Source organism: Knoellia tibetensis, assembly GCF_048606415.1.
In the GTDB taxonomy this organism is placed as follows: Bacteria; Actinomycetota; Actinomycetes; order Actinomycetales; family Dermatophilaceae; genus Knoellia; species Knoellia tibetensis.
On record NZ_JBMBWF010000001.1, the window covers coordinates 879,241 to 894,850 of the forward strand.

16 protein-coding genes are annotated in these 15,610 nt (G+C 71.7%); 6 read left to right on the top strand and 10 right to left on the bottom strand.

The features are described 5' to 3' along the window. Window positions 1–104 precede the first annotated feature (104 nt). Both ACOJV7_RS04195 and ACOJV7_RS04200 read left to right on the top strand, forming a co-directional pair. A complete protein-coding gene (locus ACOJV7_RS04195) occupies window positions 105–590 on the top strand; it encodes a COX15/CtaA family protein (protein WP_420188889.1) in 486 nt (161 codons plus the stop codon). Window positions 591–693: 103 nt separating this feature from the next. Beyond that, on the top strand, window positions 694–2,115 hold the full coding sequence (locus tag ACOJV7_RS04200; RefSeq protein WP_420188890.1) for a multicopper oxidase family protein: 1,422 nt from the start codon (window positions 694–696) through the stop codon (window positions 2,113–2,115). A 118-nt stretch (window positions 2,116–2,233) separates the two neighbouring features. Here ACOJV7_RS04200 and ACOJV7_RS04205 read toward each other — a convergent pair whose 3' ends face one another. From ACOJV7_RS04205 to ACOJV7_RS04235, 7 genes are all read right to left on the bottom strand, one after another. Then, window positions 2,234–2,782 carry an NADH-quinone oxidoreductase subunit C gene (locus ACOJV7_RS04205; RefSeq protein ID WP_420188891.1) on the bottom strand — a complete coding sequence of 183 codons (549 nt, stop codon included), beginning with the start codon at window positions 2,780–2,782 and terminating at the stop codon, window positions 2,234–2,236. Between the two features lie 112 nt (window positions 2,783–2,894). After that, a complete protein-coding gene (locus ACOJV7_RS04210) occupies window positions 2,895–3,929 on the bottom strand; it encodes an SGNH/GDSL hydrolase family protein (RefSeq protein ID WP_420188892.1) in 1,035 nt (344 codons plus the stop codon). Window positions 3,930–4,011: 82 nt separating this feature from the next. Further along, the gene (locus ACOJV7_RS04215; protein ID WP_420188893.1) at window positions 4,012–4,239 is read right to left on the bottom strand and encodes a DUF3253 domain-containing protein; all 228 of its coding nucleotides are present in this window, start codon (window positions 4,237–4,239) and stop codon (window positions 4,012–4,014) included. After that, the gene (locus ACOJV7_RS04220; protein ID WP_420188894.1) at window positions 4,236–4,664 is read right to left on the bottom strand and encodes a DUF2568 domain-containing protein; all 429 of its coding nucleotides are present in this window, start codon (window positions 4,662–4,664) and stop codon (window positions 4,236–4,238) included. The genes ACOJV7_RS04215 and ACOJV7_RS04220 overlap by 4 nt, the downstream gene beginning before the upstream one ends. Next, the gene (locus tag ACOJV7_RS04225) at window positions 4,664–5,308 is read right to left on the bottom strand and encodes an NADH-quinone oxidoreductase subunit B (protein WP_420188895.1); all 645 of its coding nucleotides are present in this window, start codon (window positions 5,306–5,308) and stop codon (window positions 4,664–4,666) included. Before ACOJV7_RS04225 ends, ACOJV7_RS04220 begins: the two co-directional genes overlap by 1 nt. Window positions 5,309–5,312: 4 nt before the next feature. Further along, window positions 5,313–5,672, bottom strand: coding sequence for an NADH-quinone oxidoreductase subunit A (locus ACOJV7_RS04230; protein ID WP_420188896.1), 360 nt, complete (start codon window positions 5,670–5,672; stop codon window positions 5,313–5,315). An 88-nt stretch (window positions 5,673–5,760) separates the two neighbouring features. After that, complete coding sequence (locus ACOJV7_RS04235; protein WP_420188897.1) at window positions 5,761–7,050, bottom strand: SGNH/GDSL hydrolase family protein; 1,290 nt, start codon at window positions 7,048–7,050, stop codon at window positions 5,761–5,763. Between the two features lie 350 nt (window positions 7,051–7,400). Between ACOJV7_RS04235 and ACOJV7_RS04240 the strand changes: the two genes are divergently transcribed. From ACOJV7_RS04240 to ACOJV7_RS04255, 4 genes are all read left to right on the top strand, one after another. After that, the gene (locus ACOJV7_RS04240) at window positions 7,401–9,269 is read left to right on the top strand and encodes a 2-oxoacid:acceptor oxidoreductase subunit alpha (protein ID WP_420188898.1); all 1,869 of its coding nucleotides are present in this window, start codon (window positions 7,401–7,403) and stop codon (window positions 9,267–9,269) included. A gap of 110 nt (window positions 9,270–9,379) precedes the next feature. After that, complete coding sequence (locus ACOJV7_RS04245; RefSeq protein WP_420190372.1) at window positions 9,380–10,438, top strand: 2-oxoacid:ferredoxin oxidoreductase subunit beta; 1,059 nt, start codon at window positions 9,380–9,382, stop codon at window positions 10,436–10,438. A 100-nt stretch (window positions 10,439–10,538) separates the two neighbouring features. Beyond that, window positions 10,539–11,489 carry an EamA family transporter RarD gene (rarD, locus tag ACOJV7_RS04250; RefSeq protein WP_420188899.1) on the top strand — a complete coding sequence of 317 codons (951 nt, stop codon included), beginning with the start codon at window positions 10,539–10,541 and terminating at the stop codon, window positions 11,487–11,489. Window positions 11,490–11,677: 188 nt separating this feature from the next. Continuing rightward, complete coding sequence (locus ACOJV7_RS04255; RefSeq protein ID WP_420188900.1) at window positions 11,678–12,070, top strand: DMP19 family protein; 393 nt, start codon at window positions 11,678–11,680, stop codon at window positions 12,068–12,070. 34 nt (window positions 12,071–12,104) lie between these two features. On the opposite strand, the gene ACOJV7_RS04260 is transcribed toward ACOJV7_RS04255, so the two are convergent. The 3 genes from ACOJV7_RS04260 to ACOJV7_RS04270 are packed head-to-tail and all read right to left on the bottom strand — an operon-like array spanning window position 12,105 to window position 15,582. Then, window positions 12,105–13,409, bottom strand: coding sequence for a D-arabinono-1,4-lactone oxidase (locus tag ACOJV7_RS04260; RefSeq protein ID WP_420188901.1), 1,305 nt, complete (start codon window positions 13,407–13,409; stop codon window positions 12,105–12,107). Continuing rightward, window positions 13,406–14,587 carry an amino acid deaminase/aldolase gene (locus ACOJV7_RS04265; protein ID WP_420188902.1) on the bottom strand — a complete coding sequence of 394 codons (1,182 nt, stop codon included), beginning with the start codon at window positions 14,585–14,587 and terminating at the stop codon, window positions 13,406–13,408. The genes ACOJV7_RS04260 and ACOJV7_RS04265 overlap by 4 nt, the downstream gene beginning before the upstream one ends. Beyond that, on the bottom strand, window positions 14,584–15,582 hold the full coding sequence (locus ACOJV7_RS04270) for a GlxA family transcriptional regulator (RefSeq protein ID WP_420188903.1): 999 nt from the start codon (window positions 15,580–15,582) through the stop codon (window positions 14,584–14,586). Before ACOJV7_RS04270 ends, ACOJV7_RS04265 begins: the two co-directional genes overlap by 4 nt. Window positions 15,583–15,610 lie beyond the last annotated feature (28 nt).

The following is a 15,610-nucleotide window of genomic DNA, read 5'->3' on the forward strand; positions in this document are numbered from 1 at the left end:
AGGTCAAGCCGGGGCCTCCTCCTCATCGCAGGGGCACCGCTCCTGCGGTTCCGTGGCGCGGTCGGTGCGCAGCTCCGGCCGGGCCCTGTCAGAGAGGCACCACCATGCGGACTGTCTACCGTGTGCTCGCGGCCCTGGTCGCCGTCGAGGTCATGCTCCAGGCGTCGTTCATCGTCTACGGGGACGCCGGGATGGGAAAGTACATCGAGGACGGCGGCGTCATCGACAAGGCCGGGATGGAGGCGGCGTTCGAGAGCGGCGAGGCCCCGTTCTCGGAGTTCATGGGCCTCGTGCTCCACGGCATGAACGGGATGATGGTCATCCCCGCGCTCGCCCTGCTCCTCCTCATCTCCTCCTTCTTCGCCAAGGTGCCGGGAGGGTCGAAGTGGGCGGGCATCGTCCTCGGCCTCGTCGTGCTCCAGGTGACCCTCGGCCTGCTCGGCCACAGCTTCCCGATCATCGGGGCGCTGCACGGCATCAACGCGCTGCTGCTCTTCTCGTCGGCGGCGTGGACGTTCTACCGCTCGCGCCGGGTCGTCTCCGACACCCCGGCGTCATCGGACGTCCCGAGGGAACGTGTCGTCGCCTGAGACCACCACAGGTCGCGGCAGGGGGCGGCTGGTCCTGCTGGCCGCCCTCGTCGCGACCCTCGCCATCGTCCTTCCACTCGGTTGGATGTGGCAGGGCAGCCGCATGCCCGACACCTACTCGGTCATGGACATGGGGTTCCACGAACCGGGCATCGCGGCTGCCGCAGGTGCTCACGGGTCAGGACACCCGCTGCCCGGCAGCGACGCCGCTCCCGTGTCCGTCAAGGACCTCACCGAGCGTGCGACCGGTCCCGCGGACGTGAGCGTCCGCCTCGTCGCGGCAGCCGGCCGGGTGACGATCGGCACGGGGATCACCGTGCCCGGCATCACCCTCAACGGATCCTCCCCCGGCCCGGTCATCCGCGCGACGCAGGACGACGTCGTCGAGGTGACCCTCGTCAACGAGTCCGTGCCCGGCGGCACGACGCTGCACTGGCACGGGCTCGACGTGCCCAACGCGGAGGACGGCGTCGCCGGGGTGACGCAGGACGCCGTGCACGCGGGCGAGTCGCACACCTACCGGTTCGTCGCGCGGCAGGCCGGCACCTACTGGTACCACTCCCATCAGGTCTCGCACGAGCAGGTGCGCAAGGGGCTGCTCGGCGCCATCGTCGTCGCGCCCAAGGCGGCACCGGCCGCCGCTTCCGCCACCGTTGCCGGGGCAGCGACCTCGGACGTCCTCGCGCTCTCACACACCTATTCCGGCCGGCGGACGATCAACGGCCGGGTCGGCGAGCAGCACGTCGATGCCCGTCCCGGGGACCGCGTGCGGGTCCGGGTCGTCAACACCGACGCGGGCGTCGCGCCCGTCTGGGTGAGCGGGACGGCATACGTCCTCGCGGCGGTCGACGGCACCGACGTCAACGCCCCGACGCCGGTGAGCGGCCGGGCCGTCGTCGTGCCGGCGGGCGGGCGGGCCGACCTCGTCGTCGAGGTCCCGGCGTCGGGCGGGGCCCGGGTCCAGATGAGCGGGGTGTCGATGGTCCTCGGACCGCCCGGCTCCACCGCACCGGCGGCGAGCCGCCCGAAGAAGGACGTCGACCTGCTCACCTACGGCTCTCCCGCGGCGCTGTCGTTCGACCCGGGAAAGCCGGACCGGACCTTCGCCTACTCGATCGGGCGCAAGCCCGGATTCGTCAAGGGCCGTCCGGGCGTGCACTGGTCGATCAACGGCAAGCTGTGGCCCAACATCCCGATGTTCACCGTCGCCGAGGGTGATGTCGTGCGCATGGAGATCCTCAACCGCAGCAACGAGACCCACCCGATGCACCTCCACGGCCACCACGTCCTCGTCCTGTCGCGTGACGGGAAGGCCGCGACGGGCAGCCCGTGGTGGACCGACTCGCTCGAGGTGCCGGTCGGCGCCCGCTTCGAGGTGGCGTTCGTCGCCGACAACCCGGGCATCTGGATGGACCACTGCCACAACCTCCCCCACGCCCGCGAGGGTCTCGTCGCCCACCTCGCCTACGAGGGCCTGACGACCCCCTACCGCGTCGGCGGGACGACGCCCAACGAGCCCGAGTGACCGTCGTGGGCGACCAGCGGCCCGTCGCACCAAGGGTGCTGTCCACGTCGAGTACCTATAGGTGTTCATACGCACCTATGGGTACTCGACCGCGAACGGACCCATCGAAGGTCGCGGTTCAGCGGGGTCCCCAGGTTGTGTCGGGGACGCCGGGCGCCTGGACCCGCCGGCGCGACGGCGACTTGGCCGAGTCGTGGCCCTCGCCGGGCTCCTTGCCCCCGGGCCACTGCTTCGACGCGCGGGCCGCGAGGACGAAGGACTTGCGCAACGGTGTCCCCTCGAAACCCTCGGGCAGCAGCAGCGGGCGCAGCCCCTCACCCGACCCGTCGTCGAACCCGTCGAACCCGATCCCGAACATCTCGTGCGTCTCACGCTCGTGCCACGCCGCGCCGGCGTAGACGTCGGTCACCGACGCGAGCGCGCCACCCTCCGGAACCCGCGTCGTGATGCGTATGCCGTGCAGCCCCGCGAGCTGGTCACCCGTCACCGAGTCGCGGCGCTGGAGGGCAAGGGCTCGGAGCACGACGTCGTAGCCGGGCGCGGCCGTGTCGTAGGTGCGGTCGACGGCGCTGAGCCAGTCGAAGAAGGTGAACCCGGTGGCCTGTGCGGCGGAGACGGCCTCGTGCCACTCCTCCAGCGCGACGACGTGCAGCTCATCGGTGCTCACGTCGTCACCCTAGACCGATCTGAGTTGCGACTGATTGCCCGTTCGGGCGGTCCCTGATCCGGCGCTGCATCGCGCTCGGGGGCCGAACGGGCAATCGGTCGGGGTGGTGCGGTCAGCGTGCCTGGCGCTCGGACCAGACGCGGTCGGCCTTGTCGATGCTCGCCCGTGAGGACAGGTCCACACCGGCCCTGGCCGCAGCAGCCTTGACCTCGGCGGTCGAGAGGTCGGGTGCGCGGAACTCCTTCGGCGTGATCGAGGCGTCGCGGACGGCATACGTGCGCTGCTGTGCAGCGAGCCGGTCGGCACTCAGAGCCGCCTTCTGCGAGGTGGCCGCGGTGAGGCTGAACGCCGAGCCGGTGAGCGGGGTGCTCACGGTCGGGGCGTAGCCGCTCGCGTGACCCGGGCGGTTCGGGTGGTAGCTCTCGCTGACCGGGTCGGACAGGCCGTTGAGCCACTCGACGTCGTCGCAGACCGCGTGCCCGATGAAGCGTGAGGTCGGGTTGGCGAAGCTGAAGCCCTTGGCGGCAGCGGCCGACGACGTCTTGCTGTTGAGCAGGTCGGCCATCGCGTTGAGACGGGTCTCCTCCGCCGGCGAGAACCACGTGAAGGCGTTGCAGTCCTCGCCCATGAAGATGCGCGGGTAGCCGACGATGACGACCTTCGCGTTGGGCGCCTTGCTCCGGACGGAGGTGTAGAGCGTCGAGAGCCGCCCCGGGAGGACGTTGTTGACGAAGCTCTGCGCCGCGTCGATCGCGCCGTTGCAGTTGCTCGCCCAGCCGGGCATCGCACACTCCGTGAGGACGTCGGCGAACCCGGCGTCGTTGCCGCCGACCGAGAGCGTGACGTGCGTCGTCGACGACGAGAGCGCGCTCAGCTGGGTGTTGGTGACGTCGGCGACGGTCGCGCCGGAGCAGGCCCGGAAGTTGAGGGTGAGCCCCTTGGACGCCGCGAGGAGGGACGGGTAGGCGTAGGTCGAGCGCTGGCACGCCGTGCCGTCCGCGATGTAGCTGCGCGTCCCCGTCCCCGACGAGTAGGAGTCGCCGAGGGCGACGTAGGACGTGGCGGCCTGGGCCGGTGCTGCACTGACTCCGATGCTCACCGCGGCGGCACCCGCCGCGACGAGGCCCAGCGCTCGAACTGTCGTCATTGACATCTCCCATGGGTGGCGGAACTGGTGTTCGCAACCTAGGGCCGTCCAGTGAGCCACGTCACAGGACTTTGCCAAGTTCTTACTCGGGGGTAGGCAAACCTTTGCGGAGGCGGCGGATCCGGATCGGCCCCATGGCCGTGGACGGGTCGACGACCCTGCCCTGCTGGAGGACCTCGACCTCGCCGGCGTCGACGAGCCGCCGCGCGGCCCGTCGGGCATGCTCCATGAGGTCGCGCCAGGGCTCGTCACCCTCCGGCTCGTGGTCGTCGTGGCCGCCCGCCGCGGCCAGCGCCCGCGTGGCGCTCATCGCCGTCGCGGTCGGTGGCTGCGGTGCGACCGCCGGGTGGCGGCCGAGCCGTCCTGCCCAACGTCAGCGCCGGGTCCCGGCTTCGGGCCCAGGTCGGCGTCGTCGAGGACGAGCTGCGCCGCGACGAGGACGAGCCCGGCGCCGAGGAGGACGAGCCCGAACCGGTCGCGCCCCAGCCCGAGCAGGCCGGCGCCGACGACAGCGACACCACCCCCGGAGACAAGGGCACGGGCCAGCCTCGGCAGCCGGCGACGCGCCTTGGGTGCGATGAAGAGCCCCCAGAGCGACGCGACGAGGACGACGGCGAGGACACCCACGGCGGCGCCGCCGAGGCCACCGCCGATGAGGCCGGACGCCAGCAGGTAGACGCCGACCATGAAGGCGAACTCGATGACGAACGCGAGCAGCGCGAGGACGACGAGCATCAGCGGGCAGGCTCGGGGCGCTCGACCCTCCCGCGCGTCACCTCGCCGGCTGAGGCGGTGCGGTGGGCGGTGTAGCGCGGCTGCGACCGGTCGGCGCCGAGGCGGTCGGCGATGGCGCGCCCGGAGAGACGCTCACCGGCGATCTGCTCCTGGAGGCGGATGATCCCGTGGAGCAGCGCCTCCGGTCGGGGCGGACAGCCGGGGACGTAGACGTCGACGGGGATGAGCTGGTCGACGCCCTTGGTCACGGAGTAGGAGTCCCAGTAGGGGCCGCCGGAGTTGGAGCAGGCGCCGAAGGAGATGACGTACTTCGGCTCGGGCATCTGGTCGTAGAGACGGCGGATCGCGGGCGCCATCTTGTCGGTCACTGTTCCCGAGACGACCATGAGGTCCGCCTGGCGGGGCCCGGGTGCGAAGGGGATGACGCCGAGGCGGATGAAGTCGTGCCGGCCCATCGACGCGGCGATGAACTCGATGGCACAGCACGCGAGCCCGAAGTTGAAGACCCACAGCGAGTAGCGACGGCCCCAGTTGAGGACGACGCGGATCGGCTTCGGGGCGTGCTCGGCGACCGGGCCGACGCGAGGCATCGGCAGGGCGACCGGCTGGGCTGCGGTTCGGGTGGCGGGCTGCTCGGTCGTCATCGCGTCACGTCCAGCGCAGCAGTCCGCGACGGGCGGCGTGGAGCAGTCCGATGACGATGATGCCGATGAAGACCGCGATCTCGACGAGCGAGGCGAGCCCGAGGTCGGCGTCCCGCAGGACGTAGGCCCAGGGGAAGAGATAGACGGCGTCGACCGCGAACACGACGTAGAGGAAGGCGTAGGCGAGGTAGCGGACCTGGCTCTGCGCCCACCCCTCGCCGACGGGGTCGACGCCGGACTCGTAGGTCGTGAGCTTGGCGGCGGTGGCGGCCCTGGGGGCGAGCAGCGACCTCGCGCCCATCGCGGCGATGACGAGCAGCATGCCGGTGGCGAGCACCGCGGCCGCTGCGACATATCCCGTCATGGAACCAGACTAGCCACGGCGCCGGTGGTGGCCGCCTGCGCGGCCACCACCAGCCCCCGTGTCGCCGGTAAGCGACGGTCAGCGACGGTCAGCGACGGTCGCAGCGCAGGACGTCGAGGTCGACTGCCTCACCCATCGCCTTGTTGCCGGCGTCGTTCGGGTGCAGGCCGTCGCCGAAGAACTCCGCCCGCAGGCGCGAGGGGTTGGCTGGGTCGGCCGTGGCCCGGGCGAAGTCGACGACCCCGTCGAAGACACCCGACGTCCGGATGAACTCGTTGACCTCGACGCGCACCTTCTCACCCTCGGGGTCGACGTAGACCGAGCCACCGAAGGGCAGGATCGTGCCCCCGACCACGCAGCGACCGGCTGCGTGGGCACGGGAGACGAGCATCCGGTAGCCGTCGACGATCTCGGCGGCCGACGACCCGGCGCCGATGTCGTTGACACCCTCCAGCAGCAGGACGGTGTCGACGCCCGGCTTGGTAAGGACGTCACGCTCGAGGCGCGACAGGGCCGCGTCGCCGGCGCTGCCGGGCTTCGAGACACCGCTGAGCACCCTGTTGCCCGAGATGCCCTCGTTGACGACACCCATCTGACGGGTCTCCGGCAGCTCGGCGAGGCGGTCGGCCAGCACGTCCGGCCAGCGGCGGTTGGCGTCGATCGTCGTGCCGACCCCGGCGGTGATCGAGTCGCCGAGGGTCGCCACCGACTGCGTCTGGACAGGCGCGTCGAGCAGGATGCCGTCGAGCCACCACCACGTCGCCGACTGGTCGTCCAGCACGGCGCCCGACTCGTCGGCGGCGAAGTCGCCCCGGGTCGTCCCCGACCACGTCTGCTGCATCGTCCGGTTGTGGGCGGTGAGCGGGCCGCTCGTGCCGGACACGTGGATGCTCACCGCGAGCGTCTGCTGTGGCGCGACCTCTCCCCGGAGCGGGTCGCTGAGGACGACCGCGCCCGGCGGGATCGTCGCGGTCGTCGAGCCGTTGAACGTGAGGCGCGTGTTGGTGCCGGCGACGACGGCCGGACCGCCGGCGCTGGTCCCGACCCAGACGCTGTCGAGCACCAGCGGCCGGTCGCCCTTGGCGTTGGAGAGACGGACCCGCAGGTTGGTGCCGCCGATCGAGGTGTGGACGACGTTGCGAACGGTGGTGTCGGTGAGCTGGCCGCCCGCCATGTCGTCGGAGGCGCCCCACGTCGTCACCGTCCGCGTCGGCGGACCCTGGGCCGCGGCCGCCTCGCCGGAGGCGGACGCGGAGGTCATCGCCCCGGCCGCGAGCGCGACGCAGGTCGTGAGGCCGAGGGCCGCGAGCGCCGACCCCCTCACCTGCTGTCGGAGGAGCGGGGAGCGACGGGACGGGTGCTGGGTGCTGCGTGACATCGGACTGCCCTTCGGTGGAGGTGGCGGACGACGACGACCGGCACCCCCGCACCCGGCTGGAGTGCCCGCCGGCAGAGGCCCGCGGTCGCCGTCGACCTCGGTGCCGTCGATGACAGCCGCCTTCTACGTCACGGCATCAGCCGCTGCACAGGACACGGCGACGAGCGTCACGGAACGTGCCGTGGACGGCACATCAATGACCGCTCAGCACGACGAACGGCCGAACGGTCACCCGTCCCGATCGCGGATGGACACGTTCATAGCCTTGCCTTAGTCCGGTCGTAGGATGGAAGAACCACGTCGGGACACGACGCACGCGCCCCGACCGACGTCTCTCGAGTCAGGTGTTCATGTCCAGCAAGACCGTCCAGAAGCTCGATCGCGTCGTCATCCGATTCGCCGGTGACTCCGGCGACGGGATGCAGCTCACGGGGGACAGGTTCACCTCCGAGACGGCGGCGATGGGCAACGACCTGTCGACGCTGCCCAACTTCCCCGCCGAGATCCGCGCGCCCCAGGGGACGCTGCCCGGTGTCTCGAGCTTCCAGCTCCACTTCGCCGACCACGACGTGCTCACGCCGGGCGACGCCCCGGACGTCCTCGTGGCGATGAACCCGGCCGCGCTCAAGGCCAACCTCCGCGACGTGCCGCGCGGGGCGACGATCATCGTCAACACCGACGAGTTCTCCAAGCGCAACCTCGCCAAGGTCGGCTACGCCGAGAGCCCGGTCGACGACGGGACGCTCGACTCCTTCCACGTCCACGCGGTGCCGCTCACGAGCATCACCGTGGACGCGCTCGCCGCGTTCAGCGGCCTCAGCCGCAAGGAGAAGGAGCGCGCCAAGAACATGTTCGCGCTCGGCCTCCTGTCGTGGATGTACACCCGCCCCACGACCGGCACCGAAGCGTTCCTTACGAAGAAGTTCGGTGCGCACCCGGAGATCCTCGAGGCCAACCTCACGGCGCTGCGGGCGGGCTGGAACTACGGCGAGACCACCGAGGACTTCGCGTCGAGCTACGAGATCGCCCCCGCGGTCATGCCGCCCGGCACCTACCGCAACATCACCGGCAACACCGCGCTCGCGCACGGGCTCGTCGCCGCGGCCCACCGGGCCAAGCTGCCGCTCGTGCTCGGCTCCTACCCGATCACGCCGGCGTCCGACATCCTCCACGCACTCTCCTCGCTCAAGCGCCACGACGTCATGACGATCCAGGCCGAGGACGAGATCGCCGGCATCGGCATCGCGCTCGGCGCGAGCTTCGGCGGCGCCATCGGCGTGACGACGACCTCGGGCCCGGGCGTCGCCCTCAAGTCCGAGACGATCGGCCTCGCCGTGAGCCTCGAGCTGCCGCTCGTCATCGTCGACGTCCAGCGCGGTGGCCCCTCGACCGGGCTGCCGACCAAGACCGAGCAGGCCGACCTGCTCCAGGCGATGTACGGCCGCAACGGCGAGTCGCCGGTCCCGATCATCGCGCCGTCGACCCCGGCCGACTGCTTCGACGCGGCCTTCGAGGCGGTCCGGATCGCGACGGCCTACCGGACGCCGGTCTTCCTCCTCAGCGATGGCTACCTCGCCAACGGCTCCGAGCCGTGGGCCGTGCCCGAGGTGGGCGACCTGCCCGACCTGCAGGTCGAGTTCGCGAAGGCGCCCAACGGCGTCGACGACAAGGGCGAGCCGGTCTTCCACCCGTTCCTGCGCGACGAGGCGACGCTCGCGCGTCCGTGGGCGGTCCCCGGCACCCCCGGCCTCGAGCACCGCATCGGCGGCATCGAGAAGGCCGACGTCACCGGCAACATCTCCTACGACCCCGACAACCACGACAAGATGACGCGGCTGCGCGCCGCCAAGGTCGCGGGCATCGCGGGCATCCCCGACGTCGTCGTCGAGGACCCGTCCGGCTCCGCGTCGCTGCTCGTCCTCGGCTGGGGCTCGACGCAGGGCCCGATCGCCGCCGCCGTCCGCGCCGTGCGCAACGCGGGCCACGCCGTCGCGAGCGCGCACCTGCGCCACCTCAACCCGTTCCCCGCCAACCTCGGCGAGGTCCTGCGGTCCTACGACCGGGTCGTCGTCCCCGAGATGAACCTCGGCCAGCTGTCGATGCTGCTGCGCGCCGAGTTCCTCGTCGACGTCCGCCCCCACACCTCCGTGCGTGGTCTGCCGTTCTCCACGGTCGACCTCGCCGACGTCATCCTCACCCACCTCGAGGAGCTGAAGTGACCACCGTCGAGAACCCGACGACCACCACCACCCCTGCCAACGGCGCTGCAACGAGCGGCTCCTCGGCGAACGGCTCGACCACGGGAGGTGCGGTCTCGCGCCCGAGCGGGCTGGCCGGCATACCGCTGCTCGCGCCGGACGCCCCCGCGCAGACGAAGAAGGAGTTCACCTCCGACCAGGAGGTGCGCTGGTGCCCCGGCTGCGGCGACTACGCGATCCTCGCGGCCGTCCAGTCCTTCCTGCCCGAGCTCGGGCTGCGCCGTGAGAACATCACGTTCGTCTCCGGCATCGGCTGCTCGTCGCGCTTCCCCTACTACCTCGACACCTACGGCATGCACTCGATCCACGGGCGCGCGCCGGCGATCGCGACCGGGCTCGCGACCTCGCGGCCGGACCAGAACGTCTGGGTCGTCACCGGTGACGGCGACGCGCTGTCGATCGGTGGCAACCACCTCATCCACGCACTGCGCCGCAACGTCAACATGACGATCCTGCTCTTCAACAACGAGATCTACGGCCTCACCAAGGGCCAGTACTCCCCCACGTCGCGCGTCGGCCAGGTGACGAAGTCCTCGCCACTCGGGTCGGTCGACCAGCCGTTCAACCCGGTCTCGCTCGCCCTCGGGGCCGAGGCGACGTTCGTCGCGCGGACGATGGACAGCGACCGCAAGCACCTCACCTCGATCCTGCGCGCGGCGGCCGAGCACCGGGGCACCTCGCTCGTCGAGATCTACCAGAACTGCCCGATCTTCAACGACGGCGCCTTCGACCTCATCAAGGACCGCACCCAGCAGGAGGCGCGGCTCGTGCACCTCCTCGACGGCGAGCCGGTGCAGGTCGGTCCCGAGGACGACCGCAAGACCCTCGTCCGTATGCCGGGTGGTCGCCTCGAGTTCGTCGACGCCGCTGCCGCCTCGGCCGAGGACGCCGACGTCGTCGTGCACGACGCGGGCGCCGACGACCCGAGCCAGGCGTTCGCGCTGTCGCGGCTCGACTCCCCCGAGATGACGCACGTGCCGATGGGCATCTTCCGCTCGGTGTCGCGCCCGACCTACGACGACGGCGTGCGCTCCCAGATGGAGGCGGCCGTCGACACCGCCGGCGGGCCCGCGAGCGACGACGACCTCGCGGCGCTGCTCCGTGGCCGCGACACGTGGACCGTCGGGTGACCCCTGCGCTGGCACTGCTTGCGTCCGGCGAGATGGCGACCTGGACACCAGAGGTGCGGACGCAAGGGTGTGACCGGGCTGTCGGTGAGATGGCCGGCGCGTGAGCGCGCCCCTCGCGGGTGACGACGCAGAGCTGAGGCGGGGCACGGCATACGCCTTCCTCGCCTACGGGATCTGGGGGCTCTTCCCGCTCTACTTCCACGCGCTCAAGCCGTCGGGCGCGTTCGAGATCCTCGCGCACCGGATCCTGTGGACGCTCGCGTTCTGCGCTCTCGTGCTCCTTCTCCGGCGTGACTTCGGGTGGCTGCGGACGGTCGCGTCGCGACCGCGCCTGCTCGGCGGTTTGACGATCGCGGCACTGCTCATCGCGGCGAACTGGGTCATCTACGTCCTGGCGGTCATCACCGGCCGGACGTATGCCGCTGCGCTCGGCTACTTCCTCAACCCGATCGTCACCGTGGGGCTGGGGGTGCTCGTGCTGCGCGAGCGGCTGCGGCCGCTGCAGTGGGCGGCGGTGACGGTCGGTGCGGTTGCTGCCGTCTATCTCACCGTGGCCGGTGGCGAGTTCCCGTGGATCGCGGTGTCGCTGGCGCTCTCGTTCGCGTTCTACGGCCTCGTCAAGAAGAAGGTCGGCGCGACCCTCGACGCGATGCACTCGCTGACGGTCGAGACCGCGGTGCTCGCGCCGGTCGCCGTCGGGGTGCTCGTGTGGCTGTCGCTGCAGGGCTCGACGACCTTCGGGGCGGAGGGTGCGTGGCACACGGGGCTGCTCGTCGCGGCCGGTGTCGTCACGGCGATCCCGCTGCTCCTCTTCGCGGCGGCGGCCCGGCGCATCCCCCTCGTGACGATCGGGCTCATCCAGTTCCTCACGCCGATGCTCCAGCTCCTCATCGGCGTCGTGCTCCTCGACGAGGAGGTCTCCGGCGCGCTGTGGGTCGGGTTCGGGATCGTCTGGGTGGCGCTCGTGCTGCTCTCGGTCGACTCGCTGCGCCAGGTCCACAGCAACCGCCGCGCACGGGTCGCCGCCCTCGAGCCCGACCCCTGCCCCTGACCCCACTGGCCCCGACAGTCCCGACATGCCCACGCAGAGCGTGGGACCCGCCGCCTGAAGTGGGTTCCTCGCACTTCAGGTGGGAACCGTTCCGCTCCGACGTGCGACCTTCCGGGGTGAAGTCGACGCATGGGCCGTCCGGTCCGACCCATTGACAGCCCCACCCGTCCACCCCGAGAGTGCGAACCATGGACGACGCCGACAAGGTGTGGAACCGCGCCACCGAGGTCGACCTCGACGAGGACGCCCGTGAAGGAGACCGAGCGCTCCACGGCGCCCTGCTCTTCCACGGTGAGGCGATGAGCGGCGGTGTGCTCAACGGCTTCGAGGCCCTCGAGGAGGACGAGCTCGAGGCCGCGCGCGCCGGGTTCGAGTGGCTCGGGATGTCCGAGGTCGCCTCGCTGCTCGGGCGCATGGCCGACGTCATCGATGCCACCGACCTCGACGACGACGAGGCGGCCGACGCCCTCGAGTCGCGGCTCGACCGCGACTACGACGCCCTTGTCCCCGCCGACCGGACCCTCGAGGACGCGCTCCGCCGCCGTCTCACGGAGGACCCGGACGCCTTCGGCCCGGTCTGACGCGGCCCTTCCGGCGGTCCGCGGTCGTCCGCCCTCAGTCGCCGAGGATGTGGGCGAGGTGGGCGTTGGCGAAGAGCCGCTCGGGGTCGACCCGGTCGCGCACCCGCTGCACGTCGCCGAACCTCGGGTAGAGCCGCGACAGGTCCTCCGCCCCGAGGGTGTGCAGCTTGCCCCAGTGCGGTCGCCCATCGTGCTCGCGCACCATCGCCTCGAACGCCGCGAAGACTCCCCCGTCGTCCATCCGGTGGTACTGGTGCACCGCCACATAGGCGTTCTCCCGCTGGTATGCCGTCGACAGCCACACGTCGTCGGCTCCCGTCGAGCGCACCTCGACCGGGATGGGCAGGGCGACGTCGTGGCTGTCGATCCAGGCCCGCAGCTCACCGAGGACGGCGGGCAGGGAGGTGCGCGGGACGGCATACTCCGACTCGCGGAAGCGCACGTCCCGCGCGGTGCAGAAGACCCGCCACGACGTGTCTGTGTACTCCTTCGCGCCGAGGACGCGGGAGGAGACCTGGTTGAGCCGCGGGACGATCGTCGGGCGTGAGGCGGCGGCGCGGTTGAGCACCTCGTAGAGCTTGTTGCTCAGCAGGTCGTCGTCGAGGCGCTCGCGCCACCTCGGCTGCGGCCTGCCCGGGTCGTCGTCGGTGACGCGTGAGTTGCGTTTCAGGAGAACGCGATCGGTGTGTGGGAACCAGTGCACGTCGACGTGGTCGTGCTCGGCGACCATCGCCTCGTAGCGCTCCACCACCTCGCCGAGACGGCCCGGGGTCTCGAGCGCGCGGAGCCGGAAGGCGGGCACGCACTGGAGCTCGACCTCGACGACGACGCCGAACGCTCCGAGCCCGACGGTCGCGGCGCGGAAGAGCTCCGGGTCGCGCGCGTCGTCGACGGCCACGACGGACCCGTCGGCGAGGACGAGGGTGAGCCCGATGACCGCGGCGCCGATCCCCTGGTGGCGCACTCCGGTGCCGTGGGTCCCGGTCGCGACGGCACCGGCGATGCCCTGCCGGTCGATGTCGCCGAGGTTGGGCAGGGCGAGGCCGAGGGCGTCCAGCAGCGGGTTGAGGACGTGCAGCGGCGTCCCGGCGGCCACCCGCACCCTCCGTCGCTCGCGGTCGACCTCGACCACTCCGGTGAGGTGGGTGAGCCGCAGGAGCGTCCCCTCGGTCGCCACGAGCGGTGTGAACGAGTGGCCGGCGCCGACGACCCGGACGTGCTCCCCGCGGTCGGCGGCCTGCTTGACCGCGTCCACCACCTCCTCGACCGACCGGGGCTCGACGATGCGCGCCGGGGTCGCCGTGACGTTGCCGGCCCAGTTGCTCCACGTCGCGCTCATCCGAAGTTCAGTCTCTCTCCGCGATAGCTGGGCACTGTCTCGACGAGGAGTCCCCCGTCGACCAGGTGCACGTAGTCGAAGCGTTCGAGCAGCTCGCCGGCCTTGGCGCCGCGCATCCACACCCGGTCGCCGATGGCGAGTCCGTCGGCGGCCCTGCCGCGCAGCGGCGTCTGCACCTCGCCCGCCGCCTCGGTCCGGATGAGCTTGAGGGCGCGGCCCACCGGACTCGGCACCCGTGACCAGCCCGGCTCCCCGCTCGCGACATACCCTCCGCTGTATGCCGTGACGACACCCGGACCGGGCCGGCGCACCACGGGGAGGGCGTACGTCATCGCCGGTCGCGGCGCGAAGTCGTCGTAGGCGTCGAAGAGCGTGGGGCCATAGAGCCCAGAGCCGGCCGCGAGCTCGGTGAGCGTCTCGGCGGCGGCGAGGTGGTGCAGGCTCCCGGTGCCGCCGCCGTTGACGAACTCGACGTCGGTGAGCGCCCGCACTGCCTCGACGAGTGGTGCCCGACGGTCGGCGAGGTCGGCGAGCGACCGCTTCTTGAGCGTCCGCAGGTGGGGTCCGCGGTCGGGCAGCCCGGCGACCTGGGCGTCGTAGAACATGAGCCCGACGACTCGCAGGCCGGCGTCGAGCGCGGCGCGGGTGACCCCGAGGGCGTCGGCAGGTGTCCGCAGCGGGGACCGGCGCACGCCGAGGTGCAGGCGTCCGACCCGCAGCGAGCAGTCGACGTCGAGGGCGACCCGCAGCCCACTGCCGGGGCCGACGAGGTCGGCGAGGTAGCGGACCTGCTCGACGCTGTCGACCGCAAGCGTGACCTCGGCACGCAGCTGCTCGTCCTCGACGACCGTCCGGATCCACTCGACGTCGACGCTCGGGTAGGCCACGAAGACGTCGGTGAAGCCCTGCCGCACGAGCCAGACCGCCTCGGGCACGGCATACGCCATGACGCCGGCGAAGCCGGGTCGGTCGAGCACGCGTCGCAGCAGGGCGCGGCAGCGGACGGACTTGCTCGCGACCCGGATCGGCCGCCCCGCGGCGCGGCGGACGAGGTCGTCGGCGTTGGCGTCGAAGGCGGCGAGATCGACGGTGACGAGGGGCGAGGGCAGGCCGGCCGTCGCTGACTCGAGGGCGTCGAGATCGACGCGGGGCCACCCGCCGCTGTCACGACCGCTCATGCGCTCCTGCTCTCGCTCGTGCCGCGGAACGTGCGGCGGTAGGCCCGGGGTGAGACCCCCAGCGTCGCAGCAGCGTGCTTGCGCAGCGAGGCGCCGGTGCCGAAGCCGGCGCGTGTCGCGATGACGTCGACGGTGAGGTCGGTGGTCTCGAGCAGGTGCTGGGCCTGCCGCATCCGCTGCTGGGCGACCCAGGTCGCGGGCGTGAGGCCGGTCTCCTCGCGGAACCGGCGGGCGAACGTCCGCTCGCTCATCCGTGCCCGACGCGCGAGGACCGGCACCGAGAGGTCGTCGGCGAGGTGCTCGAGCGCCCACGACCGCACCGTCGAGGTCGAGGCGTCGTCGACGACGGGCACGGGCCGGTCGATGTACTGCGCCTGGCCGCCGTCGCGCCACGGCGGCACGACGCAGTAGCGCGCGACGTCGTTCGCGACCGCTGACCCGTGGTCGCGGCGGACGATGTGCAGGCAGAGGTCGACGCCGGCGGACAGTCCGGCGGAGGTGAGCACGTCGCCGTCGTCGACGAAGAGGACGTCCTCGTCGAGGTCGACCTGCGGGTGCAGCTCGCGGAAGTGGGCCGTGTGCTGCCAGTGGGTGGTCGCCCGGCGGCCGTCGAGCAGGCCGGCGGCCGCGAGGACGTAGGCGCCGGTGCAGATCGAGACCATGCGGGTGCCGGGGCGGATGTGCGCCATGGTCGCGCGCAGCTCCTCGTCGAGGCGGCCCTCGTGGCGCGGCGCGGCAACCTGCGTGCCAGGCACGATGACGGTGTCCGCGTCCGCGAGGCGAGAGGCGTCGCCCTGCGGCACCACGGCATACCCGCTGTTCGTGAGGACGGGACCGCCGTCGGGACTCACCATGACGACGTCGTAGAGCGGTATGCCGTCCGCCCCCTTCGCGCTGCCGAGTACCGCGCCCGGGATGGTCGCGTCGTAGCCGATGAGCGGCTCGAGGAGAAGGACCGCGACGAGGTGCGGCCGGGTTCGGCGGGTCGAGCTCATGGCTGGATCCTTGCACAATGTGGCGTTC

Excerpts from the sequence above, each read along its gene's own strand:
- ACOJV7_RS04240 (WP_420188898.1), top strand. The coding sequence starts at position 7,401 with ATGTCCAGCAAGACCGTCCAGAAGCTCGATCGCGTCGTCATCCGATTC.
- ACOJV7_RS04230 (WP_420188896.1), bottom strand. The coding sequence starts at position 5,672 with ATGACGGGATATGTCGCAGCGGCCGCGGTGCTCGCCACCGGCATGCTG.
- ACOJV7_RS04270 (WP_420188903.1), bottom strand. The coding sequence starts at position 15,582 with ATGAGCTCGACCCGCCGAACCCGGCCGCACCTCGTCGCGGTCCTTCTC.
- ACOJV7_RS04235 (WP_420188897.1), bottom strand. The coding sequence starts at position 7,050 with ATGTCACGCAGCACCCAGCACCCGTCCCGTCGCTCCCCGCTCCTCCGA.
- ACOJV7_RS04260 (WP_420188901.1), bottom strand. The coding sequence starts at position 13,409 with ATGAGCGCGACGTGGAGCAACTGGGCCGGCAACGTCACGGCGACCCCG.
- ACOJV7_RS04215 (WP_420188893.1), bottom strand. The coding sequence starts at position 4,239 with ATGAGCGCCACGCGGGCGCTGGCCGCGGCGGGCGGCCACGACGACCAC.
- ACOJV7_RS04225 (WP_420188895.1), bottom strand. The coding sequence starts at position 5,308 with ATGACGACCGAGCAGCCCGCCACCCGAACCGCAGCCCAGCCGGTCGCC.
- ACOJV7_RS04255 (WP_420188900.1), top strand. The coding sequence starts at position 11,678 with ATGGACGACGCCGACAAGGTGTGGAACCGCGCCACCGAGGTCGACCTC.
- ACOJV7_RS04265 (WP_420188902.1), bottom strand. The coding sequence starts at position 14,587 with ATGAGCGGTCGTGACAGCGGCGGGTGGCCCCGCGTCGATCTCGACGCC.
- ACOJV7_RS04220 (WP_420188894.1), bottom strand. The coding sequence starts at position 4,664 with ATGCTCGTCGTCCTCGCGCTGCTCGCGTTCGTCATCGAGTTCGCCTTC.
- ACOJV7_RS04210 (WP_420188892.1), bottom strand. The coding sequence starts at position 3,929 with ATGACGACAGTTCGAGCGCTGGGCCTCGTCGCGGCGGGTGCCGCCGCG.
- ACOJV7_RS04195 (WP_420188889.1), top strand. The coding sequence starts at position 105 with ATGCGGACTGTCTACCGTGTGCTCGCGGCCCTGGTCGCCGTCGAGGTC.
- ACOJV7_RS04200 (WP_420188890.1), top strand. The coding sequence starts at position 694 with ATGCCCGACACCTACTCGGTCATGGACATGGGGTTCCACGAACCGGGC.